Below are 23,737 nucleotides of genomic sequence, written 5' to 3'. Positions count from 1 at the left end.
GTTAATGGGGTGTAACGGGAAGGGGATGGCTGCGGCCGCGCTGCGTGGTGATGGCCAATCCGGGCCCCGAGCGTTTGCGGCGGAGAGCGAAGACTGTGCCGATGCCGACGTGGGCGGTGATGGTGATCAGCAGGGCCTGGGTGCAGAACTCGGCCAGGCCGGTGGTCGTCGAGAACAGGGCCGATAGTTGCCCGGCAGCCAACAGGGGGATGTTGGCGTAACCGAAGCCGGTGTGGAAGCGGCGTAGTCGGTTGCCTCTCGGCGGTAACCCGTAGATGGTGATGCCGAGTTGGGCGTGGATGATGAGCAGGACCTGGTAGACCGCCTGGGCCACGGCGAGCAGGTCGTTACCGGTGGATGCCTCTGTGGTGGGGATGGTGCTGGTCGCGATCAGAAGCGGGAACGCGATCCAGCCGAGACGGCGGGCGAGGCGGGTGATCGGGCCGGCGGGCACCGGCGGAGTCTGGGGTAGACGGGCCAGCCAGTGAGCCGTGCCGACCAATCCGGCGGCCAGGATCAGTTCGCCGAGGTTGCCCAGCAGCGGTGAGCTCGCGGCAAGGGATGCGGCGACGGTCATGATCGAGGCGGTGATCATGAGCGGTGAGTAGCGGCGCCGGATCCATATACCGACCCCGATGACGAGGACGAACACCCCGGTAATGATCACCGGGAGGGCTTCAGAGTCGGGCGTGGGAATGTTGCTGTACCGCAGGGTGCCTGCCCACTGCTGAGCCTGCAACGACAGTCCGGCCACGTCGTTGACCAGCGCCAACCCGATCGAGCACACGGTCAGCACCCAGGTCGTGGCCACCGCCGGCCGCGAACCGGCCCACGCCACCCCCGCGCGGTCGGCGGCGGCGCGCGCCCACACGATCAGCAGCGGCGTGAGGACCGCGTGCACCGCGAACCGCGGCACGCTCACCAGTTCGAGAACCTCGCCGGCCCCGATCACGCGTCCCGCGCCGATCACGGCGTTGTCGTAGAGCAGGGCCAGGCACAACAGCATCGGGATGATCAGCAATTTGTTGCCGGTGCGAGCCAGCCATCGCATGCACAGGCACGCCAAGACGAGGTGGCCTGCGGCTATCAACTCGAACAGTACCGAGACGGTCATCGAACTCTCTTTCGGCGGCGCCACAGGCGCACGGTGACACTTCCGCCGGGCACGATAATATGACGTCACGGTGTCATAAAAATCGGGGTGTGATCCCGGACCGAAGGATCAAGGAGAGCAACTTTGCCGAAAATCACCAGCTCGTCGGTGGCCGAGCATCGCACCGATGTCGGACAGCGCCTCATCCGCGCATTCGACGAACTTCTCGCAGAGCGCGGCTACGAGCAGGTCACGCTACGTGATGTCGGCGAACGGGCACAGGTGTCGCGCAGTTCCATCTACAACTATCACCGCGACAAGACCGCACTGCTGCTTGCCTGGTCGCACCACCAAGTCGAGCAGTACATGCGCTTGCTCGACCGGGAACTGGCCGCCAGCGACGATCCACGTGAGCATCTGCGGATCGTCGTCGCCACCGTGCTCTCGGAATTCGCGCTGACATCATCGAGCGCCCAGAGCCTGGCCACGGCATTGCCACCCGAACAGCGCGCCGCACTCATCGCCCACGTCAACCCCATCCGTGACCGGCTGCGCGAGATCATCGAGCACGGAATCACCCGCGGAGCCTTCCGCGGCGATCAGGACCCCGATGCCACCGCGGACATGGTCCTGGCCTGCCTGGAAACACAGCGCCTGCGGTTGACCCACGGTGCGGAACTGGCCAGCGCGGTACGGCAGGTCCTGCCGTTCATCACCCGAGGCATCACACGCACCGAAGGCAGCGATCCCCACGCACAGCCTCTGGGATGAGTGGCAGGAACGCTACGTGGCCGCCATCTACCTCAGATAATGGGCTGTTATCCGGGGTATCGTGAGACTCGACTGACCTGCGGTGTACCCGTCGCGGCGTATACACGAAGCGACCCCGTTATCCGGGGCAAGCAGAAGACGGGGAACCGATGGCTGCGAAGGTGACCCGGCTGCGCACTGCGCCGGCGCGCACCCTGCGCACCGCCGCCGAGGCGTTCCTCGACACGATCGGCTCGGCGAACACCCGCCGCTCCTACGGCGTCGCGATCGTCAAGACCGTCGACGCGATCGAGGGCCGGGGCTCTGACGGGCTGATCGGGCACAGCCGTGCCCTGGACTCGGTCACCGACGCCGAGATCGGCGCGGCGCTGGAAACCCTGTGGGGCAGCGCGGCGGTCAACACCTGGAACGCGCGCCGCGGTGGGCAAATGGCTGAGCTGGTGCACCGAGCAGGGCTGGACCGCACCGACGCTCCCGGCCTCGGCCGGGCGGTCGACGCCGCCGCACTCCGACACCGCGGTCCGCTCACGGACCGCGATCGACCGGGTCATCGCCCGCCGCGAGATCCACGTGCGGGAGAAGACGCTGTGGCGGATGCTGTATGAAACCTGCGCCCGCGCAGAGGAACTGCTCCAGCTCAACATCGAAGATCTCGACCTGGCCGCCCGCAGCGCCCCGGTCAAGTCCAAGGGCGCCAAACCTCGCACCCGCCGCCGCGGGCCCGCTCACCACGAACACGTCCTCGAGACCGTGTACTGGGACGCGGGCACCGCCCGGCTGATCGGCGGCCGCAACTTCGCCATATCCGTTGATTTTTCGGCGGTTACTACCGGAACCCCGTTGTGCTCGAACTCATCTCGCCGACCACACAACTGCACCGCGCCTGGCTCGACGCACATGCCGAGTGGGGTGCAGGCGCACATGAAGACGGGTTCGGCCTGACACCAGCGGATGACGCCGATTCGCCGGCCGGATTTGCAGCCTGGGTCGGGCGACTGGTCGATGAGTCGGCGCAGACCACCTACCGGTGGATTGTCGATGACCAGCGGGTCCTGGGTGGGATCGCGCTGCGTCACCATCTCGACGAATACGCGCAGTGGGCCGGTCACATCGGCTTCGGCATCCGCCCGACGGCGCGCGGGCGCGGGCTCGCCGGCTGGGCACTCGGCCGCATGCTCGACCGAGCAAGCCAGCTCGGCATGGACCGTGTTCTGCTTGTCTGCGCCGTCGACAACGTCGCGTCTGCGAGAACGATCCTGAGCCTGGGCGGCGTCTTCGAAGGGGTTTGGGATACCGATCTCGGCCCCGCGCAACGCTATTGGATCACGCTCACCGAACCGAGCAACTGATGTTCATGGCCTGCCCTCAGTCGGTCAGCGCGGCACGCATGGCCTCGGCCGTGGCGGCGGGGTCGTAGTCCTCGGGGACGCCGCCGACCAGGATGATGTCGCCCTCGATGTGCCGGGAGCGCAACGGTGCGATCTCCTGATACGTCGGCGAGTCCCACCAGGCGCGCGCCTCGTCGATTCCCGGAAAGCCGATCATCACGATGCCCCCGCCCCAGCTACCCTCCTTCACTTCGTGTGGCGTCACGTGCACGAGAAAGCGGCCTCCGTAAGGCTCGAAGGTGGCGGGAATGCGCTCGATGTACTCGGCGATCTCCTCGTGCAGCGGGGCGTCCTGCAACCTGGCGATGACGTAGGCGGTCATGATTCTCCTCGATTCCGTAGCGGCTCGGTGCTCGCGTTTCCGATGTGATCACCAAGTTAGGTGGCCGAGACCGATCCCGAATCTGTCATCTATAGGTAGACCCTTGTTGGGCGCTACTGCGGTGGCACGAACCCGCCGATCTCGTGTTCGAGTAGTTCGGCCAGCCGCAGTGGGGTGCGGTCCTCGAACATCGGGCCGATGAGCTGCACCCCAACCGGCAGGCCATCGGGTGAGCGCCCCGCCGGTATGGCGGTGGCGGGCAGGCCGGGCATCGTGGCTAGGCCGGCCCAGACGAGCTGGTCGAGGTACGGGTAGTCGACGCCGTCGATGTCGATGCGGCGGCCCAGCAGGTCGGGGTTGTGGTCGTGGGCGAACGCGGGAGTGGGCGTGACCGGGCACACGACGGCATCGAACTCGGTGAACAGTCGCCGCCAGCCGGCGCGGTGGAGTTCGCGACTGGTGTTCGCCTCGATCCAGTCGCGGTGGGTGAGCACCATCGCGCGCAGCCGCACCGCATCGAGACGCTGATCGTCCGCGCTCACCGCCGCGGCCCGGGTCCGCAATTGCTCGTAGGCTTCGACGGGATACCGCGCGGCCGCGCCCGAGAACAGCAACCGCGCATAGACCGTCGCGGATTCGGCGAGATCGGGCAGCAGCGCACTGTGTCGTTCGACGTGGGCGCCACCATCGACCAGCGCGTCGGCCACCCGGTTCACCCCGGCCCGCACCGCGGACCCGGCCGGGATGAGCGGATGCTCGTCGAGGATCAGGACACGGAATTCGGCGAGTCGCTCATGACGCGCGGGCGGCAGCGCCAGGTCGTACGCCACGCCGCTGGTCAGTGGGTCCGGCCCGGCCATAACGTCGAGCAGGAGCGTGAGGTCGCGGGCGGTGCGCGCCATCGGGCCGACGACCGCGAGGTCGAGATCGACCGGCAACGCTGTCGCGGGCGGCGCGACCATACCGCGGGTCGCGGCCAGCCCGAGTGTCGGTTTGTGTGCGTAGATGCCACAGAAATGAGCGGGCGTGCGCAGTGAACCGCCGATGTCGGACCCGATCGACAGCGCGCCGAATCCGCAAGCCAGCGCCGCCGAGGACCCGCCGGAGGATCCACCCGGCGTGCGCGTGTGATCCCAGGGGTTGTTGGTGATGCCGTAGATCTCGTTGAAGCTCTGCACATCCTGCAGTCCCAACGGCACATTGGTCTTGCCGAGTATCACCGCGCCCGCGGCCGCGAGCCGCGATACCTGCACCGCGTCGTCGGGCGGGCAATAGTCGGCGAATTGCGGCATGCCCCAGGTCGTGGGGAGCCCGGCGATGTTGTAGGACTCTTTGACCGTCACCGGAATCCCGAGCAACGGTCGATCCTCGCCACGAGCGCGGGCCTGATCGGCACGGTGTGCGGCCTCGCGCGCGCGGTCGAAATCCCGCACGCAGATCGCGTTGATCGCCTTGTCGTCGCGCTCGATGCGGTCGATCGCCTGGTCGGTCACCTCCACCGAACTCACCGCACCGGCCCGCAGCGCAGCGACGATTTCTTCGGCCGACTGAAAGCTCCATTCCATGAATCCGACCGTACCGACCTGTTTCGGGCTCGCGATCGCACGCGAGTCGCCGGTAGCCACCAGCGACGTCGAACAGCTCACCCGCACTGAGGAACTCCCGCATTCGCACCCCCATCGGAGCTGACCCATCCCAGTTCACAGCGACGACGCCACGGGGCACAGGTGCGCGCGGGCCACGAAATTCCGCCGCGCACAACGCGATGGATGTCTCACTACATAACCTGCTTCACAACCAGGTTTTCGACAGTCGACGTCGTGGGTAAGTCGATCAGGGGAGTTTGCCCCACCATGACCGGTCGGCCACACTGCCGCGGTGCCGACTGTCGTCCGACGGCTGATCGGCACCGGGAGTTCGCCGATCCAACCGCCAGGAGAAACATGCGTTCTGTCAAAGCCGGTGCCGTCGCGCTCGCCGTCGCCGCCTCCATCGCCTGCCTCGCAGGCCCGGCCAGTGCCGCCGACAACCCCGCGGAGCCCAACGAGATCATCACCATCGACCTCAATCTGCTCGGGTGCTCGATCGGTGCCGGGCTCGGTGGTGAACTCGCCGCCGCGTTCACCGGTGCCACCACCGGCTCCGCTACCGGTTCGAGCAGCAGCGTCGACACCGGCTTCGCGTCGCGTCTGCGCGCCGCCGGCTGCCTGCCGTCCTGGAAATAGCCCAGGCGAACACTCCACGCCGAGCCCCCGGAAGCTGATCTTCCGGGGGCTCGGCGTTGGTCTCCTGCCAGTCCGACTACGCTACGAGCCTGCTAGGACAGTCACTGTCCTAGCAGGCGGGGAGAATGCGAAGTGTGTTGGAAACTTCGGCTCGACTCCTCGAACTCCTGTCACTGCTGCAGACACCCCGGATGTGGACCGGCGCCGACCTGGCCGAACGCCTGGAGGTCGACGCTCGCACGGTTCGCCGCGACATCGACAAGCTGCGCACGCTCGGCTACCCGGTGCACGCGGTGGCCGGCACCGCCGGATACCGGCTGGGCGCGGGCGCCAGATTGCCACCGCTGTTGCTCAACGACGACGAAGCGGTCGCCGTCGTCCTCGGGCTGCGTACGGCCGCGGGCGGATCGGTCACCGGGATCGAGGAGAGTTCGCTGCGGGCGCTGGCGAAACTGGAGCAGATCCTGCCGTCACGACTGCGACAGCGGGTCGCGGCGTTGCAGGCCGCGACCGTCACGATGCCCGCCGGTACCGCGACGGTCGACCCGGATGTACTGACCGCGATCGCCGCCGCGATCCGTGACCACGAACAGCTCCGTTTCGACTATCGCACCCACGACGGCACCGAAATCCGGCGCACAGCCGAACCCCACCGACTCGTCCATACCGGGCGCCGCTGGTATCTGGTCGGCTGGGATGTCGAGAAGAAGGATTGGCGCACCTACCGGGTCGATCGACTCCAACCGCGCATCCCGAACGGGCCACGCTTCACCGCGCGCGAGGCACCCGAGGTCGATTTGGCCGGCTGGGTGTCGCGCGGTGTCAGCACCTCCGCTTACCGGTATCGGGCCCGCATCACGCTCGAGGCGTCGGCGGCTGTGGCGGCCGATCGCATCCCGCCGACGGTCGGGGTCATCGAAGCCATCGACGACGGACACTGTCTGCTGCACACCGGCTCGAACTCACTCGACGAAATAGCCGTCTACACCGGGCTTTTCGGGTTCGGATTCCAGGTACACGAACCACCCGAACTCATCGACCACCTCCGTGCGCTCGCCGAGCGAGTCACCGCGGCCGTCGCGCACCGCGACGCGGCGGCGGACTGACGGTGCCGTCTGTTTTCCGCCGGACCGACGGTGCCGGGATTCCTATCGTCGGTGCATGGAAAGCGAACGGATTCCGAAGATGTCGAGCGCGGTGTTGCGGACATCGGTCGTGTGGTTCATGGCGCTGGCCGCCGCGCTCGCCACCGCGAGTGTCTACCTGCTCCACCCCGCCGTCGCCGAGGTCGCGGGGTCACTGGACACCTCCGCGGCGGTGATCGGTACCGCGTTGGCGTGCGGGCCGATCGGCTATCTGGCGGGGTTGGTGTTGCTGGTGCCGCTGGTGGACCGGTTCGCGCCCCGGACTGTGGTGGCGGCGCAGTTCGCGGTGCTGGCGATCGCCTCGGCCGCCGGGGCGGTGGCAGGTTCGTCGTGGGTGCTCGGGGTTGTCCTCGGTGTCGTCGGGGCAGGATCGGCTGTCGGTGCTCAGCTGAGTTCGGTGGCTGGGCGATTCGCGGGGCCGCATCGGCAGGCCACGATCCTGGGGATCGTCACCGCGGGCATTTCGGCGGGAATTCTCGCGGGACGCATTGTCGGCGGGTGGCTCACCGAGGTGATCGGCTGGCGAGCAATGCTGTTGGTCTTCGCGGTGCCCTGCGTCGTGGTGGCGGTGGTGTCGTATTCGGTCCTGCCCGCGGTGCGCGGCCGGGCAGGTTGCGGATATCTGGATACGCTGCGGGGAATTCCGGGACTTTTCGCGCGCTTCGCGGCGCTGCGCTGGGCGGCAGCGCGTGGTGCGCTGTGGTTCTTCGCGTTCTGTGCGATCTGGGCCGGCCTCGCGGTGGCACTGTCGCAGCCGCCGTACTCCTACTCCCCCGAGCGGATCGGTCTGTATGCCTGCGCCGGTCTGGCAGGTGTTGTCGCGACGCGGATCGCCGGGAACTGGACCGATCGGGTCGGCCACCGGAGGGTGATCCTGGTCGGGCTCGCGCTTGCGCTCACCTCGGTGGTGGGCTTGGGCGTTGCCTTGTCGAACATTGCGGTGACGCTGATCTGTCTCGGTCTCTTCGATGCCGGACTGTTCGCGGCGCAAGTAGCCAATCAGAGTGCGGTCCTGGCCATCGATTCATCGGCTCCGGCACGATTCAACAGCGCCTATATGGCGGTCTACTTCGTGGGGGGCAGTCTGGGCACGGCGTTCGGCGCGGCCGCGATCGGCTGGTTCGGCTGGCCAGGGCTGGTCGCTTCCGCCGCGGCGGCGACGGCCGCAGCGGGCATTGTCGCCCTGGCCGATCGCCCACTCGTCGGCAGTCCGGTTGTCGCACACGATGTTTCGGCTGTCCACAGCGAGCGGTGATCTACACGCTGGCGGAGGGCGGCGAGGATCCTCGGTCGCCCGCCCTCCGCGCTCCGGCGCGAACTCGGGCACGGCTACCGAGTGACCTCGTGCACGCCACGTGACTGTGTCGCCGCCGCTTCCAGTGCCGTACGCATGACCGTGGCACCGTGTTCGACGAACTCGGCGATCGACGCGGCGAGCGCGTCGGGCAACACGTCGGTGTGCCAGACGAACCGCGTCCCGCCCTCGGCCTCCGGCAGCGCCTGCATCCAGGCGTGGTGATGGGAGGGGTGCAGACTCCCGCCGACGACGGTGTAGGCGACACGCCTGCTCACCGGGTCGAGGTCGACGAGGCGTTCGGCGACGACGGTGCCGTCGGCGAAGGTGACTGTGCGGGTGTCGGCGTCGAGTCGGGTGTCGGTGACGAACCCCGGTACGAGCCGTTCGTGCACAGCGCCGTAGTCACGCAGCACATCCCAGACCTGGTCCGGTGTGGCGTCGACGTGAAATTCCTTGTGAACAGATGCCATGGTGTCGCTCCTCGGTGTGGGTCGGTGCCCACCCAGCATTCAGTCCGGACCTGCCCCCGGTCTTGAAGATTGTTGCGGGGCCGATGTGTCGTAGCCTCGGCGTACGGTCATCGCATGTTGTGCGCCGTTCCCGTTGCCGCACGGGCGGACTTCACCGTGACCGCCGTGACGTGCCGTGCCGACCACACCCGATGGTCGGCGCCGGAGCCTTGCGGCGAGCATCGGCTTGTGCTCGTGCGGCGCGGCAGGTTCCGGCGCCGAGCCGACGGGGTCGACGCCGACCTCGATCCCACCCTCGGTTATCTGGGCGCTCCCGGAGAGGAAGAACGGTTCGCTCACCCCGCCGGCGGCGACGTGTGCACCTCGGTGAGTATCGCGCCCGAGTTCTGGGACGGGCCGATGGTCGCGCGCGCGGTCTACATCGACGCGCGCGTCGAACTGGCCCACCGCAGGCTGCTTGGTGCCGCCACGGTCGGTGATATCGACTACGCGCTGACCGAGGAACTGCTCCGGCTCGTCGCCGCCGCCACCGGCCGGTCGACTCCGCGCCCACGTCCCGCCGATCGGGCGATGGTCACCGCGGCGCGCCACGCGATCCTCACCGGTGCCGCCGAAGCTGCCGGGTTGCGGTCGCTGGCCGGACTGCTGATGGTCTCGCCGTATCGGCTGAGCCGGGCGTTCTCCCAGCAGATGGGTGTTTCGGTGACCCACTACCGCAACCGAGTTCGCGTCGGCCACGCCATCGACCGGCTCACCGATGGCGAAACCGGCCTCGCCGATCTCGCCGCTGACCTCGGTTTCGCCGACCAGCCCCACCTCACTCGGACCATCCGTGCGCACCTCGGCCACACCCCTGTCGCGCTGCGCCGATTACTCACCCCCTCAGCGTGACGAGCCGGACTCTCGGCGACACCGCGCACCGCCCGGCCTAGGTACCCCTCCCGTAACCGACCCAGCACGGCAACCGTGGGCGTGCACAGCTCGGTTCATCGGCGGCCCATGTGAACCGGCGGTCAGTGCATGTTCAGCACGTCGATTGCGTCATCTTCAGTCCAGCATCTTTTCGATGAGGTCGGCGGCGCGCAGGGTCCCGCCTTCGGCTTTCGCGTCGGCGCTCAGTTGCGCGGAGCGGTGGGCAACCTCGGGATCGGTGATCAGGTCGTGCAGGGCCGCCCGCAGGTTCTCGGCGGTGGCGTCTTCGGTGTCGATGCGGCAGGCCACGCCCAGTTCGACGAGTCGATCCGCGTTCATGAACTGCTCCGCGCCCTGGGGCACGGCGATCATCGGGACGCCCGCTGACAGCCCTTCACCGCAGCCACCCATGCCGGCGTGGGTGATGAAGGCGTCCGCCTGTTCCAGGATTGCCCGCTGAGGCACCCAGGAGTGCACTTCGACATTGGGGGCGATGTCGCCGAGTTCGTCGGGGTCGGTGTGTTTGCCGATCTGAAGGACGATGTGCCAGCCGGGCAAGTTACCGAAAGCCTGTAGGCATTGGCGGTAGAACTCCGGTCGGTGGGTGTAGGCCGAGCCCAGAGAGATCAGCAGCACCTTCCCCGCACGAGCCGGGCGGATCCAGCCCGCTGATCGGCGGGTATCGAAACACGGGCCGACGAATGTCACTGTGCCCGAGTCGACTCGGTCGGCATGAGGTTGCATCGCCCGGGGAATCAGAGCCACGGTGTCGGCGGGCATGCCGGAGAATTCGTCGACATCAGTGGTCGTCGCGCCGCAGTCGGCAAGCCACTGCGCGAATCTCGCCTGGAAGGTGTCGGCGCCGGGCAGTTGCCGGACCTGTGCCACCACGTCCTGTTCGTATCCTTGCCACGCGACGAAGGTGGGCGAGAGCTGGAGCAGCGGGCGATTCTGTGATTCGGCGAGGGCACGTCCGGCATAGGCGCCGATGTCGTACATATAGAGGTCGGCGGGGTCGGCGTCGTAGGCCGCGCGGAGTGGGGCAAGCGCGAGTTGCGCATTGTCGAGGAACAGGTTCATCACCGCGACCGGGTCCTGCGGCCAGTTGTTGTCGGCCACCGGCAACAACGACGTGCACGGAATCAGGTCGGCGCCGGCCCCGGTGATCAGGTCGGCGACCGCCGGGTCGTTGGCGTAGGTGACGCGATGGCCGCGAGCCACCAGCTCACGGATGACTTCGAGGCTCGGCAGGACATGGCTGACGATGGGGATGCCGACCATCGCGATATGGGCGGGGCGAGAGGGCATTTCGCTCACTTCAAAGATTCGGCGGCGGCTTCGAGGTCGTCGATACTGCCGGACATGATCGTGGGCACGTGGGCGGTGATGTGTTCGGCGGGCCAGTTCCACCACGCCACCGCCAGCAATCGGGCGATATCGCGGTCGTCGTAGCGGGTGCGGATGAGACGGGCGGGGTTTCCGCCGACGATGCCGTAGTCGGGGACGTCACCGGTGACGACGGAGCCGGTGCTGATGATCGCGCCGTGGCCGATCCGCACGCCGGGCATCACCGTCGCGCCGTTGCCGAACCAGACGTCGTTGCCGACGACCGTGTCGCCTCGACCCGGCAGCCCGGTGAGCAGGTCGAAGTGGTTCGACCATGATCCGCCCATGGTGGGGAACGGGAAGGTCGACGGGCCGTCCATCCGATGGTTGGCGCCGTTCATGATGAACCGTGTTCCGGTGCCCAGCGCGCAGAATTTTCCGATGATCAGTTTCTCCGGGCCGTAATGGTAGAGAACGTTGCGGGTTTCGAACGCTGTCGGGTCGTCGGGGTCGTCGTAGTAGGAGTACTCGCCGACCTCGATGAGCGGCGAGGTGACCAACGGCTTCAGCAGCACGACTCGTGGCTGGTCGGGCATGGGGTGCACAACGGTCGGGTCCGCGGGAACGGGTGCGGATTCGTGGGGCACAGCGAAACTCCTTCGGCGCATGAGTCGTCCAGCCGCGCACGACTTCCTAAAACGACAACTGTCGCACTAAGCTTACGTCGATAACCTCGCCCGTCAAGCGATCGGACAGCCCGACAATGAGTTCCGAACCGCAAGCCCTCGCTTCGGCCGGCCGCCGACCAGGTGGGCGAACCGCCCGCATCCGAACCCAGGTGCTCGACGCTGTCACCGCCGAGCTGACCGAGCACGGCTACGACGCACTCACCATGGATGCCGTCGCCGCCCGCGCAGGAGTGCACCGCGCGACGGTGTATCGCCGCTGGCACAACGTCGGCGGTCTGCTCGCCGACCTCTTCGACGCGGCCACCGACCAGCAATGGCACCCCCGCGACACCGGCTCCCTCCGCGGCGACCTCGCCGCGCTCAACCACGAGATCCAGGACTCCTTCGCCGAGGAACCATCGCTCGCGCTGGCGTTGATCGCCGTCTCGTTCCGATCCGAGGAAGCCGCCCGAGCGCTGCGGCGCTTATGGGACGACCGGTACGCCCAGTCCGAGATCATCGTCGACCGCGCGATTCAGCGCGGCGAGCTCCCCACCGCCATCGATGCCCGCGCCCTGCTCATCGCCGCTACCGCCCCCATCTACCACCACCTGGTCCTCCTACGCACCCCACCCGACCCCTACTTACCCGACCGAGCAGCAGTCACCGCCGCGCTCGCCGCGGAGGCGGGTGCATTCACCACGTGACTTGCCTCCGGATTCCGCGCGGCACCGGAATCACCAGAGCGCCAATCGCTGTGCCGCTGTTCGACGAACTCACGCCAGGACAGCCGCAGATCATCCGGAGATGGTCTGCGGCTGCCGCGATGCTCGAGGTCGGGCACTGGTTGCTACCGTGTGCTGCCGGTCGGTCACCGGTGATGTTGCACGCGAATAGCTTCGGCCACAACAGCTTTGACCGCTACACGAGGGCTCCGTGCCCGATAACGACGTTGCCGTAGAGATTGCGTGCGATCACCTGCACGACATCGCCGCTCTCCTGCGATTGATCCACCGGATCCATCAGGTTCTGCACGTTGCCGTACATGGCGTTGACCTCGAGCCGGGCCGCGCTGCCCCGACGGATCCCCACTTCCAGGTCACCCATCGACGTCTCCAGCCGAAGTACCCCACGCGCGGCATCGTCGACGCGAATGTTGCCCTTGGCGGTTTTCGCGGTCACCGAACCGCGCGGACGCTCGACCACGATGTCGCCGGCGGCGACCTCCAGGTCGCACTGGTCGTATTCGCCGACACTCGCCAGCCGACCCATCGCGAGGGTCGCGTCGAGAACGGAACCCGAGGGCACCTCGATGGTCACCGAGAGCGTCGCAGTGCCGCCGAACGGCCTGATGGTCTTCCACTTCTTCGGAGTCTCGACCGTCAGCTTGCCGCCGACGAACTCGACCTGGATCTCTTGGGCAGCACGCACATCCGCCTTGCTGGACGCGACCGCCGGTCGAATTTCGACCACCGTGTCGGTGCGGTCGGAGGCGATGACGGTGACGTCGCCACAGGGCACATCAACGGCGACGGCGATCGGCTGCGGTGTCTGGAAAGTGGGCATCTGGACTCCTAGGTTGCGAACTTCGTTATACGTAGATGTATACGTACATTGCGTGCTCTCACTATAAGTAGATGTATACGTATAGCGCAACCCTTGATTTCCGCGATTTCCGCGCAGCCCGAAAGTCAGGACCGAGACTCCCCGGCGAGCCTCGTGGCGCCGGGGGCGTAGACCGCCATCCAGTGCGGATGCAGCCGGTAGTAGACCACCTCGTTGTCCCAGTCGAACGCGTCGGCGCCGTAGAAGTCCTCGAAGTACGCGCGCAGCTCCGGCCAGTCCGCGGCCGGCTCACCGCCCTGCGGGTTGAGGATCTCGACCGTCCCGTGCGTGAACACACCCAGGTCCTCGCCACGCATGTGCGCGACGCTCGCCGCCGGCCGCGCCGCGAGATGGCGGGCCTTCGCGGCAGTGCGCGCCGTGCCGAAATGCCACCGCCCGTGCAGGAAATGACCGTCCACACCACTGATACGTGGCTCACCCTTCGCCGTCACGGTGGACAGCGCCAGGGTGCACATACCGGTGAGGATCTGGGTGAGCCCCGCCGCGGTCAGCGTGTTCTGCTCATCGATGATCGACCGCAGATGCGATGTGGAGCTGGCGAGCGAGGAGTCGAGAAGTATCTGGAGCTCGGCGAGATCTTTCGGAGTTTCGCGCAAGGAGGGCCCTTATCTATCCGTGGTGTGCCAACCGACGAAACCCATCCTCGACCACAACCTTGACATCTTCTGTCATCTTTCGCCCACCGGTTTCGAGTCCAGAACCCGCGCGGGGCCCACCACCGCAGACTGGGTGTGCGACGAATCAGTCTGTGCGACAGTAGGGCGTGGGCAGGCGTGTTGCGGGGAACCTCCCGGCGGAAGTGACGAGCTTCGTCGGACGCGACGACGATGTCGCGGCAGCCAGGAAGCTGCTCGGCGGAACCCGGTTGCTCACCCTGACCGGGGTGGGTGGCGTCGGTAAGACCCGGCTGAGCAGACGTGTCGGCGCGGTCGTGCGGCGGGCATTTCCCGACGGTGTGTGGCTGGTGGAATTGGCCCACGTCAGCGACCCCGACCTGGTCGCCGCTACCGTGGCACGCGAACTCGGGCTGCGCGATGACACCACTGCACCGCAGGCCGCGCTCACCGAGCACCTCGCCGCAGCGGATCTGCTGCTGATCCTGGACAACTGCGAACACGTGATCGGCGCCTGCGCGACACTCGCGGACCAGCTCATCCCCGCGACCACCGGACTGCGGATCCTGGCAACCAGCCGCGAGCCGCTCGGCGTGCCCGGCGAACAGATTCTGCCGGTGGCGCCACTGCCGGTGCCCGACCCCGAACACGCCGAACTCGACAGCCCGGCAACCCGGCTTCTCGTCGACCGCGCCACCGCCGCGGACCCGACCTTCCGGCGCAGCGCGGCCAACGCGGCGACCCTGGCCATGATCTGCCGACGACTCGACGGCATCCCGCTCGCGCTGGAACTGGCGGCGCTGCGCTTGCGGATGTTCACCCCCGACCAGGTCCTGGCCCGCCTCGACGACGCCATGGGCCTGCTCACCACCGGGCTCCGCGCCGCGCCACAGCGCCAGCAGACCCTGGCCTCGGCGATCCGCTGGAGCTATGACCTGTGCACACCCGACGAGCAACGCCTGTGGGAACAGCTGTCAGTCTTCGCGGGCGGTGCCGGGTTCGACGCCGCGCAAGCGGTCTGCCACCTCGGTGACCCGCACACACTGCTGGACGCGCTGACCGGTTTGGTGGACAAGTCGGTACTGACCTACGGACCAGGCGCCGACAGCACCGGCCGGTACACGATGCTCGAACCGCTGCGCCAGTTCGCCCGCGACCGGTTGCGGGCGCGCGGGGACGAATACGCCTTCCGAATCGCCCACCGCGAGTACTACTACCGGCTCGCGCGGCGCGGGCGCGGCGAATACTGGAACGCCGCCGATCAGGGCTGGTTCGCCGATGTCGCCCGCGAACACGCCAATCTGCGTGCCGCACTGCAATTCTGTCTCGACGATCCCGCCGGCGCCCGGCGCGCCCTCGAGATCGCGACCGAGCTGTGGCCGTTCTGGGAGCACTGCCACCTCCTGCTGGAGGGATACCGCTGGCTCTCGGAGGCGCTGGCCAACAACACCGAGCCCACCGTCGACCGAGCCAGGGCGCTGGCCGCGTCCGCGGTGATCGCGGCCATGCGCTCCGAGACCGAGCAGGCGGCGGAATTCGCCATGGCCAGCGCGGCGATCGCCGTCGAATCCGGGTCGGCGCAGGTCAAGGCCGAAGCCGAGATGGCGCGGGCCGTGCTGGTCTTCGGGTCCGGCGATCTGCGCGGTGCGCTCGACATCGCCGTGGCGGTCTCCGGATGCGCACGTGAGTGCGTCCACCCGCGGGTCGAGATGGAGAGCCTGGCGTTCGCCGCCGTGTGCGCGCTGGCCCTCGACGACCCGATCGCCGGTGCGATAACCGAACAACTGCAAGCGCTGACCACCGAGCACGGCTCCCACCTGCTCGGCGGGCTCGCCCAGTGGGCGGTCGGTACCCAGCGGCGGCGTGCCGGTGACCAGCGTGGCGCGGTCGCCGCGCTGCGCCGATCGATCGAGTTGTTCCAGCTCTTCGACCGCTGCGCCTGGATCGCCACCAGTGTCGACGGCCTGGCCTGGGCGGCGGCTGCCGACGGTGACCGCGAGCGCGCCGCGCGGCTGATGGGCGCGGCATCGGCCATCCGCCGGGGCAGTTCGCAGCGGCTCGCGCACGCGATGACCCAGCTCATCGGGCAGCGAGTCCGCGAGCAGGTCCAGACCGCACTCGGCGAGCGGGAATTCACCGCATGCTTCGACGCCGGCGCCGCGCTGACGATCGAGGACGCCGTCCACTACGCGATGCAGACCGCACCGCAGGCGGTCGCCGACGGCGAACCGACCGGACTCGACGTGCTGACACGCCGGGAACGCGAGGTCGCGCGGCTGATCGCCCACGGCTACGGCAACCGCCGGATCGCCCAAGACCTGGTGATCTCGGTCCGCACCGCCGAGAGCCACGTCGACCACATCCTCACCAAACTGGGCTTCACCTCCCGCACCCAGATCGCCACCTGGGTCAGCCGCAGCACCGTGTGACGGCGTCATCTCCGTAGCCGCCACGCGAGATCTCCGTAGTTTCCGCGATTCCCGCGCGCCGCGATGACGGCAAGGTGATGCCGAGGGCACAGCGAACTGCAGTGAGGTGATGCATGACGGTCGATGAGCGCTTCGCGCCCCGGTCGGTGGCGCACATCGGCCACACACCGGTATCGATGATCGAACGGATGACGCTGATCATGGACACCTTCGACGGACCCGCGCCGGTGCGCACCCTGCTCGACGTGGCCGAACGCACCGGCTTACCCCGATCGAGCGTGCACCGCATCATCGATCAGATGATCCGGCTGCGCTGGCTGGCGCACGCACCCGGCGGCTACCGCCTCGGCACCAGGACATTGGAACTCGGCGGACTCGCCATCGAACACAACGAGATCCGCGATGCGTGGGGACCGCTGCTGCACGAGCTGTGCCAGCGCACCGGCATGGTCGCGCACCTCGGTGTGCTCGACGGCCCCGAGGTGCTCGTCATCGACAAAGCCGTCGGCCGCGGCGGCGACAGCATCCCTACCCGCCTCGGCGGCCGGGTGCCCGCGCACTGCACCGCCGTCGGCAAGGCCCTACTGGCCACCTTGCGACCGAGCGTCATCGAACTGGCTTTCGGGGAACGGCTGCCGCAGCCGACCCCCCACACGATCGGCCACCGCGCCGAACTGCACAGCGAACTGGATCGGGTCCGCCGCCATCGGGGAGTCGCCGTCGACCGCGAGGAAGCGCTGCCCGGTGTCGTCTGTGTCGCGGTGCCGATCCGGGCAGGTACCGGGATCGCCGCGCTGTCGCTGTCGGGCCGGGTCGGCGGGACCCGTGCCCCCGGCACGAGCCGGCTGGCCCGGATTCTCGTCGATGTCGCCGACGAGGCCGCCCGGACGGCGACACCCCGTCACCGGCGCCAGCCCTGACCAGGGCACTGGGCAGCCGACTCGCTACGAGCCCGCTCGGGCACACCGACCGCGCAACACCACATAGGTGAGGAAACCGGTCCGGTCCTTGCCCGAGGTGCAGTGGTAGAGCAGCGGGCCGTCGGTGGCGGCGAGTTCGCGGACGGTGGCGCCGAACGCGGCCCGCGACTCCGCGGACAGGAAACTCGCGTAGACGCCCTGCATGATCGTCTCGGCGCCGCCGTTCCCCAGCACTTCCTGCTGGCGTTGCGGGTCCTTGGACTGGATGACCTGCATCATCTTCGTGAACAGTCCGGTGTCGTCGATCGGGCGCGCGACCAGCCGAACACCGGCGGGCAGCCGGTCGGCACCCATGAACTGCACCTCCCCCGGGGTACGCAGATCGACGACGGAGGACAATTTGCGAGCGCCCAAGATGGCGACGTCGGCGTCGGTCAGTCCGGACAGGGCGTCGGCCCGGATCGCCTTGCCGGACTTGACGGTGGCGCCGTCGTAGGTGCGGAAACCGCCGAGGTCACGGACATTGACCGCCCCGTGCAAGGCGATCTGGCCGCCGGTGCTCGGCGCCGCGGCCGCGGGTGCCGACGGCAGCGCGACAGTGGCGCCGAGAGCGATGGCGGCCAGGGCGGTGGTCAATACGGAGACGACGGAGCGTTTGGTACGAATTGCTTTCACGTGCAGCGACGGTAATGATGTGGCCGTCCCGCCAGGCACGCACAATCAATGGCCGGGATTGCGGCTTGACACAACCGAATTCGCGCGCGGCCGGTCGATACTGTGCAGGAAGAACTCCCGGATATCCCCGGCGAGCAGGTCCGGCACCTCCATCGCCGCGAAATGACCGCCGCGGTCGAATTCCGACCAGTGCCTGATGTCGTAGAGCTGTTCGGCCAGCGGGCGCACCGATTGGGTGATGTCGTGGGCGAACACCGCGACGCCGAGGGGGACCGGGCACGGCTCGCTCCCCCGCGCCGACTCGCGATGCAGCCGTGCCGAGGACGCCGCAGTGGCAGTGAGCCAGTACAGGGAGATGTCGGTGAGCATCCGGTCGTCGCTGACCGGCGTACGCGGGTCCGTCCATTGCGCGAAACGTTCGGCGATCCAGGCGAGTTGACCGACCGGCGAGTCGGTGAGCGCGTAGCCGATGGTCTGCGGGGTGGCAGCTTGGAGAGCCTGGTACGGCGGGCGGCTGGCCATCAGCTGTTTGACTTTGCCGAGTCGCGCTTCGTCTGCCTCGGAGAGTTCGACGTCCGGGTTCGGCCTGGTCGGCAGGTAGTTGACATGCACTCCGACAACATGTTCCGCAGCCACCGCGCCCAGCGATTGCGAGATTCCCGAACCGAAATCGCCACCCTGCGCGCCGTAGCGCTCGTAGCCGAGGCGGTGCATCAGCTCGGCCCAGGCGCGCGCGACGCGGACGATATCCCAGCCGCGCTCGTGCGTAGGTCCGGAGAATCCGTAGCCGGGAATGGACGGGATCACCAGATGGAAGTCGCGCGACAGCGGGTCGATCACGTCGAGGAATTCCAGGAACGAGCCGGGCCAGCCGTGGGTGAGGATCAGCGCGAGCGCATCCGGCTTCGGCGAGCGGACATGGACGAAATGGATGTTCTGGCCGTCGATTTCGGTGGTGAAGTGTGCGAACTCGTTGAGTTTCTCCTCGTGCGCGCGCCAGTCGTAGGTCGTGCGCCAGTATTCGGCGAGTTCTTTCAGTCGAGCCAACGGGAAGCCGTAGTCCCAGCCCGCGTCGTCGATTTCATCGGGCCAGCGGGTGCGGGCGAGCCGGTCGTTCAGGTCATCGATATCGGACTGCGGGATGTCGACGCGGAACGGTTCGATCATGGTCTCGACTCCTTCATCCACCCAACGTTTGGGCGACGAACGTTTGTAGGACCAACGATATCGCGATCGTTGGTCACACAAACGATTTGTTAGTGTTGTCACATGGAGCACCCACCCGAGCCGACCGCAGCCAGATGGGCAACCTTGCCGACCTGGCTACTCACCCAAACCGGCAACCACGCCCACCGCCTGGTCAGCGAAGGTTTCGCCGCCGTCGACGCCCGCGGCTACCACTACCGCCTCCTGGCCACCCTCGACGAATTCGGCCCCGCCAGCCAAGCCACCCTCGGCCGCCGCAGCGGCATCCACGTCAGCGACATGGTCGCCACCATCAACGAACTCGCCGACCACACCCTCGTCGAACGCACCCCCGATCCCACCGACCGCCGCCGCAATATCATCTCCCTCACCACCGCGGGCAAGCGCCGACTGCGCCGCCTGGAAAAGCAACTCGCCCACAGCCAGGAAGAACTTCTGGACCCACTCTCGCCGGGAGAACGACGGCAACTGACCGGGCTGCTGGCCAAGCTGTTAGACCACCACAACCGGAAAACGGACACCACCGAGCCATCCCACCAGCGATCGGATCACGTGGGCGCGCAAACGGAGAGGCGCGATACTCCGCACTAGCGCAAGACACAGCACCTCTGAACTCAGTCGAGTGGACTGTGCCCCAACAGAACCCGTCCGCTGAAGTGGGTCTGTTTGGCGCGAGGCAGGGGATGGAACTGGCAGCCGTGGACGTCGCGGTAGAGGCGTTCGAGGTCGCAGGCGCGGGAATAGCCTGCGCCGCCGGTGGTTTCGATGGCAAGGCGGACGGTGGTGATCAACGCGTCGGCGGCGACGGTTTTGCGGCTGAGAGTGCGGGCGGCGTAGGTGTCGGTGTTGGGGAAGGCCAGGTTCTCCGAGTCGGCGAACATCGCCGCGATGAGGTCCTGCGCGGTGGTATGGGCGTTGAGCATCTCGCCGGCCGACTGGATTGTGTGGGCTTCGGAACGGCCCGCGAGTAGGTGTGCGGTGAGGTCGACAGCCGCGTCCGCGACACCGAGGTAGGCAGCCAGCACCAGGGGAAGCGCCGCGCCGATCACCACATTCAGCACCGGCGGCCACGGACCGGCCGGGCGGGTCAGTGAGATCGCGGCGTCGGGGACGAACACGTCGTCGAGCACGACCGTATGCGAACCGCTCGCACGCAAACCGAACGAATCCCAGGTCTTGTCGATGCTCACGCCCGCGGCGGCCAACGGGATCGCGAAGTGCAACACCTCATCGTCGTATCGAACACTGGTGACCAGCACGTCGCCCACCTCACACCCACTCGCGGGCGCCTTGCGCGCACTCACCCGATACCCACCGTCGACCCGCACCGCCTGCCCATTGGAATCGACCCAATCCGAGGCACCGGTGCTGACCAGAATCGCCCCGCCCGCGACCTTCGCGAACACCGCCGAGGCATCCACCCCATGGTTGTGCCGCCACACCTGCGCGGCCACCAGATGCGAATGCATCGCGAACGCCACCGCCGTCGACGGATCATGCCTACCGAGTTCGCGCAGGATCTCCCCCATCTCCCGATGGCTGGCACCCCCGCCGCCGAACTCGAGCGGCACGAGCGCCGCCGACAACCCGCTCGACCGCAACAGGTCGAACGCCGTGACAGAGACCGCGCCGGTGCGGTCGCGCTCAGGGACCTCCGGACGCAGGGTTTCACCGATCTCGCGGGCGAGGGAAACCCGGTCGGCGCTGGACATGGTGCCGGAAATTGTCGAAGTCATGTTTCGAAGGTAGGAAGCGCCGCGATAACCAGATAGTCCAGAAAGTGGACTCTCCCGGTCCAGAAAATGGACCCTGTCGGCGAGGTGACCATGACAAGCACGACCGCAGGCTACGGCCAGTACTGCCCGATCTCGCGCGCCCTCGACGTGCTCGGCGAACGATGGTCGCTGCTCATCCTGCGCGACCTGTTCCTCGGCACCACCCGCTTCAACGACCTCGCCCGCGGCCTACCCGGCCTCTCGCGCAGCCTGCTCGCCAAACGCCTGCGCCAGTTCGAACGCGCCGGGCTGATCGAAAAGCTCGGCACCGAACACCTGCTCACCGAGGCAGGGACCCAACTCCAGCCCATTCTGTTCGGCCTCGGCGAATGGGGTGCGCGCTGGACATTCGGCGCACCCCAGGAAGAGGAACTCGACGCCGCCCTGCTCGTCTGGTGGATGCACACCCGAGTCGACACCTCGATGCTGCCCGGTCGGCGGCAGGTGCTGCAGGTCAGGTTCACCGACGACCTACGTCGTTTCTGGATCGTGGTCGAAGCCGCCGTTCCCTCGGTGTGCGAGACCGATCCCGGCTATCCCGTCGACGTCACGATCAGCGCGGATGTCGCCGGACTGTACGAGGTGTGGTTGGGTCGCATGCCGCTCACGCACGCGCAACGCACCGGGCGGATCACCTTCACCGGTCCGCCCGCGCTCACCCGCCGAATGCCCGCCGTGTTGCGGCTGAGTCCAGTGGCCGGATATGTCGCGGCTACGGCTCGATTGGACCCAACAGCGCGCGCGTCATGAACTATATCGAACAAAACGTGGCGGTAATCACTACTTGCCGCGTCATGTTGGCAGCCGCCGTAATCAAAACGTTAGGATTCGACCATGGTACGTACCGGAGCAGTAACCTCAGAGCCGTACGAACCGAATGCCCTTCTCCCCCAACAGCATCCGGCGCGTCTCGAACTCGTCAGCGATACTCCTGACACCGCCGCGGCGACGCCCGAACAGGCCGACGACCACTTCCCGCGCCTCGGCGACACCAGTTTCCTCACCGGCGCGGCCAAACACCGCCTCGCCGCCTACATCCACACCCAGCTCGCCGAACTCGAAGAGATGCCGTGACACCACGCCACTGACGACGCCTACCCGGCCCATCGCGTCCGCGCACGATTAGGCTGCACAGCCAGAAGTCATCGGCGCCAGAGGCGAATTCACGCGAGGAGTGGCCAGGTTGAGCGACACATCGGTCGTCCTCCCCGAACAGGTACGCACCGAACTGCGTCGCGGCGTACGCAGCGTCCTCGTCGACACCGCCGCCCTGCGCCTGGTCCGTGAACGCTTCGACGACAACCAGGCAGGCACCCTACGCCGCTACCTCGAAGCGTCCCAATCGGCGAATACCCTGCGCGCCTACCGAACCGACTGGATCGCCTGGGCAGGCTGGTGCGCGGTCGAGCAGCGACAGGCACTCCCCGCGGACCCACTCGACGTCGCCGTCTATCTGGCCGCCTCCGCTGATGCCCGACGCGAAAGCGGCGCATGGGCATTCAGCCCGGCCACCCTGGATCGCAAGTCCGCCGCCATCGCCGCCGTCCACGCCGCCAACGGACTCCCCTCACCGACCCGCTCCGACGTCGTCCGGCTCACCCTGCGCGGTATCCGTCGCACCCGTCGCACCCCGCCGACCCGCAAACGGCCGGTCCTGCTGCACACCCTCGACCAACTTCTCGCCGAACTCCCCGCACCCGACTGGCCTACCGAACCCGCGCGCCGCCGAGACGCCCTGGCACTGCTGGTCGGTTTCGCCGGCGCCCTGCGCCGCAGCGAACTCGCGGGCTTGCGCGTCAGCGACGTGCACGTGCGCACCGACCACACCACCGGCGAACCACTGCTCATCGTGCACCTGCCGACCACCAAGACCGACCCGACCGGCATCGCCGAACAGCGCATCGCCCTGCCCCGCGGCAAACACCCACGCACCTGCCCGATCTGCGCGTTCGCCGACTGGGTCCGGCTACTGGAGGTCCACACCGACGCAGGCGACGCAGGCACACGATCCTGGACCACGAACAACCCCGCCGCCGACACCACGATCCACCGCTGCCACGGCTTCACCGGAACCCCACTCAGCACCGACGAGGACCGCCCGCTGTTCCCCACGATCAACCGCCACGGCTCGATCGGCACCACCGCACTGTCGGGCCGCGCCGTCGCCGAACTCGTCAAACGCTATGCGGCCCGCGCCGGCCTCGACCCCGACCTGTTCTCCGGGCACTCCCTGCGCGCTGGATTCGCCACCCAGGCCGCCCTCGGTGGAGCGAGCGACCGCGAGATCATGCGCCAGGGCCGCTGGGCCAACCCCCGAACCGTCCACCGCTACATCCGCACCGCGAACCCACTCGAAGACAACGCGGTCACCAAGCTCGGGCTGTGAGCTAGCGAATCCGGTCGAGCCGGAAGATCCGGAACTCGCGACCGCCCGAGAGCTGGAACTCCATCTCGTAACCCGGCCAGAACTCGACGGCCTGGTCCCAGACGCGCTTGCGTTCGACCCCGGAGATCTCGGCAACGCTCACCGGGAACGCACTGCTGCCGTCGAAGCGGACCGATGCGGTGCGGGCCGCGCGCAGGTTCGCCGACCATGCCGGGTGCTCCGGCTTACCCCAGTTCGAGCCGACCAGGTAGAAACCGTCGCCATCGGGCACGCACAGCAGCGAGGTGGTGCGCGGCTGGCCGGACTTGCGTCCGACCACCGTGATCTCGATCGATGGGAGCCCAGCCACGTCGAGAACACCCCACCGGCCACCGCTGAGCCTGCGCAACAACCGTTCGGTCGGCAGAACGAGGCCGGCGCCACGCATTACCCAGGGCTGTGTCGCGACCACGCGTGCGAAGCCCGGCAAGGGATTCCAAACCATCCCCG

At 67.7% G+C, this 23,737-nt stretch carries 27 protein-coding genes; 15 read left to right on the top strand and 12 right to left on the bottom strand.

Translation table 11 applies throughout. From position 1 onward, the window contains the following. Position 1: 1 nt before the first annotated feature. A complete protein-coding gene (locus tag ACQHI0_RS10785) occupies positions 2 to 1,114 on the bottom strand; it encodes a hypothetical protein (protein WP_427907802.1) in 1,113 nt (370 codons plus the stop codon). Positions 1,115 to 1,237: 123 nt separating this feature from the next. Here ACQHI0_RS10785 and ACQHI0_RS10780 point away from each other — a divergent pair, with 123 nt between their 5' ends. The 4 genes from ACQHI0_RS10780 (at position 1,238) to ACQHI0_RS10765 (ending at position 3,213) form a co-directional block, all read left to right on the top strand. After that, complete coding sequence (locus ACQHI0_RS10780; protein ID WP_427907801.1) at positions 1,238 to 1,864, top strand: TetR/AcrR family transcriptional regulator; 627 nt, start codon at positions 1,238 to 1,240, stop codon at positions 1,862 to 1,864. Positions 1,865 to 2,013: 149 nt separating this feature from the next. Further along, positions 2,014 to 2,469 (top strand): hypothetical protein, encoded by a 456-nt coding sequence (locus ACQHI0_RS10775; RefSeq protein ID WP_427907800.1) that lies wholly within the window; start codon positions 2,014 to 2,016, stop codon positions 2,467 to 2,469. Next, positions 2,459 to 2,806, top strand: coding sequence for a hypothetical protein (locus tag ACQHI0_RS10770; protein ID WP_427907799.1), 348 nt, complete (start codon positions 2,459 to 2,461; stop codon positions 2,804 to 2,806). Before ACQHI0_RS10775 ends, ACQHI0_RS10770 begins: the two co-directional genes overlap by 11 nt. Continuing rightward, positions 2,707 to 3,213 (top strand): GNAT family N-acetyltransferase, encoded by a 507-nt coding sequence (locus ACQHI0_RS10765; protein WP_427907798.1) that lies wholly within the window; start codon positions 2,707 to 2,709, stop codon positions 3,211 to 3,213. The genes ACQHI0_RS10770 and ACQHI0_RS10765 overlap by 100 nt, the downstream gene beginning before the upstream one ends. A gap of 16 nt (positions 3,214 to 3,229) precedes the next feature. Here ACQHI0_RS10765 and ACQHI0_RS10760 read toward each other — a convergent pair whose 3' ends face one another. Together ACQHI0_RS10760 and ACQHI0_RS10755 are read right to left on the bottom strand one after the other, a co-directional pair. Further along, the gene (locus ACQHI0_RS10760; RefSeq protein ID WP_427907797.1) at positions 3,230 to 3,574 is read right to left on the bottom strand and encodes a DUF1330 domain-containing protein; all 345 of its coding nucleotides are present in this window, start codon (positions 3,572 to 3,574) and stop codon (positions 3,230 to 3,232) included. 113 nt (positions 3,575 to 3,687) lie between these two features. Continuing rightward, entirely contained in the window at positions 3,688 to 5,139 is a 1,452-nt protein-coding gene (locus ACQHI0_RS10755; protein ID WP_427907796.1) for an amidase, read from the bottom strand. A gap of 378 nt (positions 5,140 to 5,517) precedes the next feature. Here ACQHI0_RS10755 and ACQHI0_RS10750 point away from each other — a divergent pair, with 378 nt between their 5' ends. The 3 genes from ACQHI0_RS10750 to ACQHI0_RS10740 all read left to right on the top strand — a co-directional run bounded on the left by ACQHI0_RS10750 (position 5,518) and on the right by ACQHI0_RS10740 (position 8,199). After that, entirely contained in the window at positions 5,518 to 5,799 is a 282-nt protein-coding gene (locus tag ACQHI0_RS10750) for a hypothetical protein (RefSeq protein WP_427907795.1), read from the top strand. A gap of 134 nt (positions 5,800 to 5,933) precedes the next feature. After that, a complete protein-coding gene (locus tag ACQHI0_RS10745) occupies positions 5,934 to 6,905 on the top strand; it encodes a helix-turn-helix transcriptional regulator (RefSeq protein ID WP_427907794.1) in 972 nt (323 codons plus the stop codon). A 55-nt stretch (positions 6,906 to 6,960) separates the two neighbouring features. Continuing rightward, entirely contained in the window at positions 6,961 to 8,199 is a 1,239-nt protein-coding gene (locus tag ACQHI0_RS10740; RefSeq protein ID WP_427907793.1) for an MFS transporter, read from the top strand. A 74-nt stretch (positions 8,200 to 8,273) separates the two neighbouring features. Here the strand turns inward: ACQHI0_RS10740 and ACQHI0_RS10735 are convergent, their stop codons facing one another. Further along, positions 8,274 to 8,711 (bottom strand): SRPBCC family protein, encoded by a 438-nt coding sequence (locus ACQHI0_RS10735; RefSeq protein ID WP_427907792.1) that lies wholly within the window; start codon positions 8,709 to 8,711, stop codon positions 8,274 to 8,276. 114 nt (positions 8,712 to 8,825) lie between these two features. Here ACQHI0_RS10735 and ACQHI0_RS10730 point away from each other — a divergent pair, with 114 nt between their 5' ends. Continuing rightward, the gene (locus tag ACQHI0_RS10730) at positions 8,826 to 9,602 is read left to right on the top strand and encodes a helix-turn-helix domain-containing protein (protein ID WP_427907791.1); all 777 of its coding nucleotides are present in this window, start codon (positions 8,826 to 8,828) and stop codon (positions 9,600 to 9,602) included. 156 nt (positions 9,603 to 9,758) lie between these two features. Here ACQHI0_RS10730 and ACQHI0_RS10725 read toward each other — a convergent pair whose 3' ends face one another. Then, the gene (locus ACQHI0_RS10725) at positions 9,759 to 10,931 is read right to left on the bottom strand and encodes a macrolide family glycosyltransferase (protein ID WP_427907790.1); all 1,173 of its coding nucleotides are present in this window, start codon (positions 10,929 to 10,931) and stop codon (positions 9,759 to 9,761) included. Positions 10,932 to 10,936: 5 nt separating this feature from the next. After that, positions 10,937 to 11,617 (bottom strand): CatB-related O-acetyltransferase, encoded by a 681-nt coding sequence (locus ACQHI0_RS10720; protein WP_427907789.1) that lies wholly within the window; start codon positions 11,615 to 11,617, stop codon positions 10,937 to 10,939. A gap of 95 nt (positions 11,618 to 11,712) precedes the next feature. On the opposite strand from ACQHI0_RS10720, the gene ACQHI0_RS10715 reads away from it, so the two are divergent. Then, on the top strand, positions 11,713 to 12,324 hold the full coding sequence (locus ACQHI0_RS10715) for a TetR/AcrR family transcriptional regulator (protein WP_427907788.1): 612 nt from the start codon (positions 11,713 to 11,715) through the stop codon (positions 12,322 to 12,324). A 214-nt stretch (positions 12,325 to 12,538) separates the two neighbouring features. On the opposite strand, the gene ACQHI0_RS10710 is transcribed toward ACQHI0_RS10715, so the two are convergent. Next, the gene (locus ACQHI0_RS10710; protein ID WP_427907787.1) at positions 12,539 to 13,183 is read right to left on the bottom strand and encodes a DUF4097 family beta strand repeat-containing protein; all 645 of its coding nucleotides are present in this window, start codon (positions 13,181 to 13,183) and stop codon (positions 12,539 to 12,541) included. 125 nt (positions 13,184 to 13,308) lie between these two features. Next, complete coding sequence (locus tag ACQHI0_RS10705) at positions 13,309 to 13,839, bottom strand: pyridoxamine 5'-phosphate oxidase family protein (protein WP_427907786.1); 531 nt, start codon at positions 13,837 to 13,839, stop codon at positions 13,309 to 13,311. 203 nt (positions 13,840 to 14,042) lie between these two features. On the opposite strand from ACQHI0_RS10705, the gene ACQHI0_RS10700 reads away from it, so the two are divergent. After that, on the top strand, positions 14,043 to 16,286 hold the full coding sequence (locus tag ACQHI0_RS10700; RefSeq protein ID WP_427907785.1) for an ATP-binding protein: 2,244 nt from the start codon (positions 14,043 to 14,045) through the stop codon (positions 16,284 to 16,286). 113 nt (positions 16,287 to 16,399) lie between these two features. After that, complete coding sequence (locus tag ACQHI0_RS10695; RefSeq protein ID WP_427907784.1) at positions 16,400 to 17,206, top strand: IclR family transcriptional regulator; 807 nt, start codon at positions 16,400 to 16,402, stop codon at positions 17,204 to 17,206. Positions 17,207 to 17,230: 24 nt separating this feature from the next. Here the strand turns inward: ACQHI0_RS10695 and ACQHI0_RS10690 are convergent, their stop codons facing one another. Beyond that, positions 17,231 to 17,881, bottom strand: coding sequence for a tyrosine-protein phosphatase (locus ACQHI0_RS10690; RefSeq protein WP_427907783.1), 651 nt, complete (start codon positions 17,879 to 17,881; stop codon positions 17,231 to 17,233). 45 nt (positions 17,882 to 17,926) lie between these two features. Further along, positions 17,927 to 19,048: an epoxide hydrolase family protein gene (locus ACQHI0_RS10685; protein ID WP_427907782.1), complete on the bottom strand. Its 1,122-nt coding sequence runs from the start codon at positions 19,046 to 19,048 to the stop codon at positions 17,927 to 17,929. Between the two features lie 102 nt (positions 19,049 to 19,150). Here ACQHI0_RS10685 and ACQHI0_RS10680 point away from each other — a divergent pair, with 102 nt between their 5' ends. Further along, entirely contained in the window at positions 19,151 to 19,678 is a 528-nt protein-coding gene (locus ACQHI0_RS10680) for a MarR family winged helix-turn-helix transcriptional regulator (protein WP_427907781.1), read from the top strand. Between the two features lie 23 nt (positions 19,679 to 19,701). Here the strand turns inward: ACQHI0_RS10680 and ACQHI0_RS10675 are convergent, their stop codons facing one another. Next, positions 19,702 to 20,823, bottom strand: coding sequence for an acyl-CoA dehydrogenase family protein (locus ACQHI0_RS10675; RefSeq protein ID WP_427907780.1), 1,122 nt, complete (start codon positions 20,821 to 20,823; stop codon positions 19,702 to 19,704). Between the two features lie 90 nt (positions 20,824 to 20,913). On the opposite strand from ACQHI0_RS10675, the gene ACQHI0_RS10670 reads away from it, so the two are divergent. From ACQHI0_RS10670 to ACQHI0_RS10660, 3 genes are all read left to right on the top strand, one after another. Next, a complete protein-coding gene (locus ACQHI0_RS10670; RefSeq protein ID WP_427907779.1) occupies positions 20,914 to 21,612 on the top strand; it encodes a winged helix-turn-helix transcriptional regulator in 699 nt (232 codons plus the stop codon). Between the two features lie 84 nt (positions 21,613 to 21,696). Next, entirely contained in the window at positions 21,697 to 21,936 is a 240-nt protein-coding gene (locus ACQHI0_RS10665; protein WP_427907778.1) for a hypothetical protein, read from the top strand. 109 nt (positions 21,937 to 22,045) lie between these two features. After that, positions 22,046 to 23,248 (top strand): site-specific integrase, encoded by a 1,203-nt coding sequence (locus ACQHI0_RS10660; protein ID WP_427907777.1) that lies wholly within the window; start codon positions 22,046 to 22,048, stop codon positions 23,246 to 23,248. 1 nt (position 23,249) lies between these two features. Here ACQHI0_RS10660 and ACQHI0_RS10655 read toward each other — a convergent pair whose 3' ends face one another. Beyond that, on the bottom strand, positions 23,250 to 23,732 hold the full coding sequence (locus ACQHI0_RS10655; RefSeq protein WP_427907776.1) for a nitroreductase family deazaflavin-dependent oxidoreductase: 483 nt from the start codon (positions 23,730 to 23,732) through the stop codon (positions 23,250 to 23,252). Between the last annotated feature and the right edge of the window lie 5 nt (positions 23,733 to 23,737).

The organism is Nocardia sp. FBN12 (genome assembly GCF_050320175.1).
GTDB lineage: Bacteria > Actinomycetota > Actinomycetes > Mycobacteriales > Mycobacteriaceae > Nocardia.
This window is presented reverse-complemented; position numbering and strand designations above follow the sequence as displayed.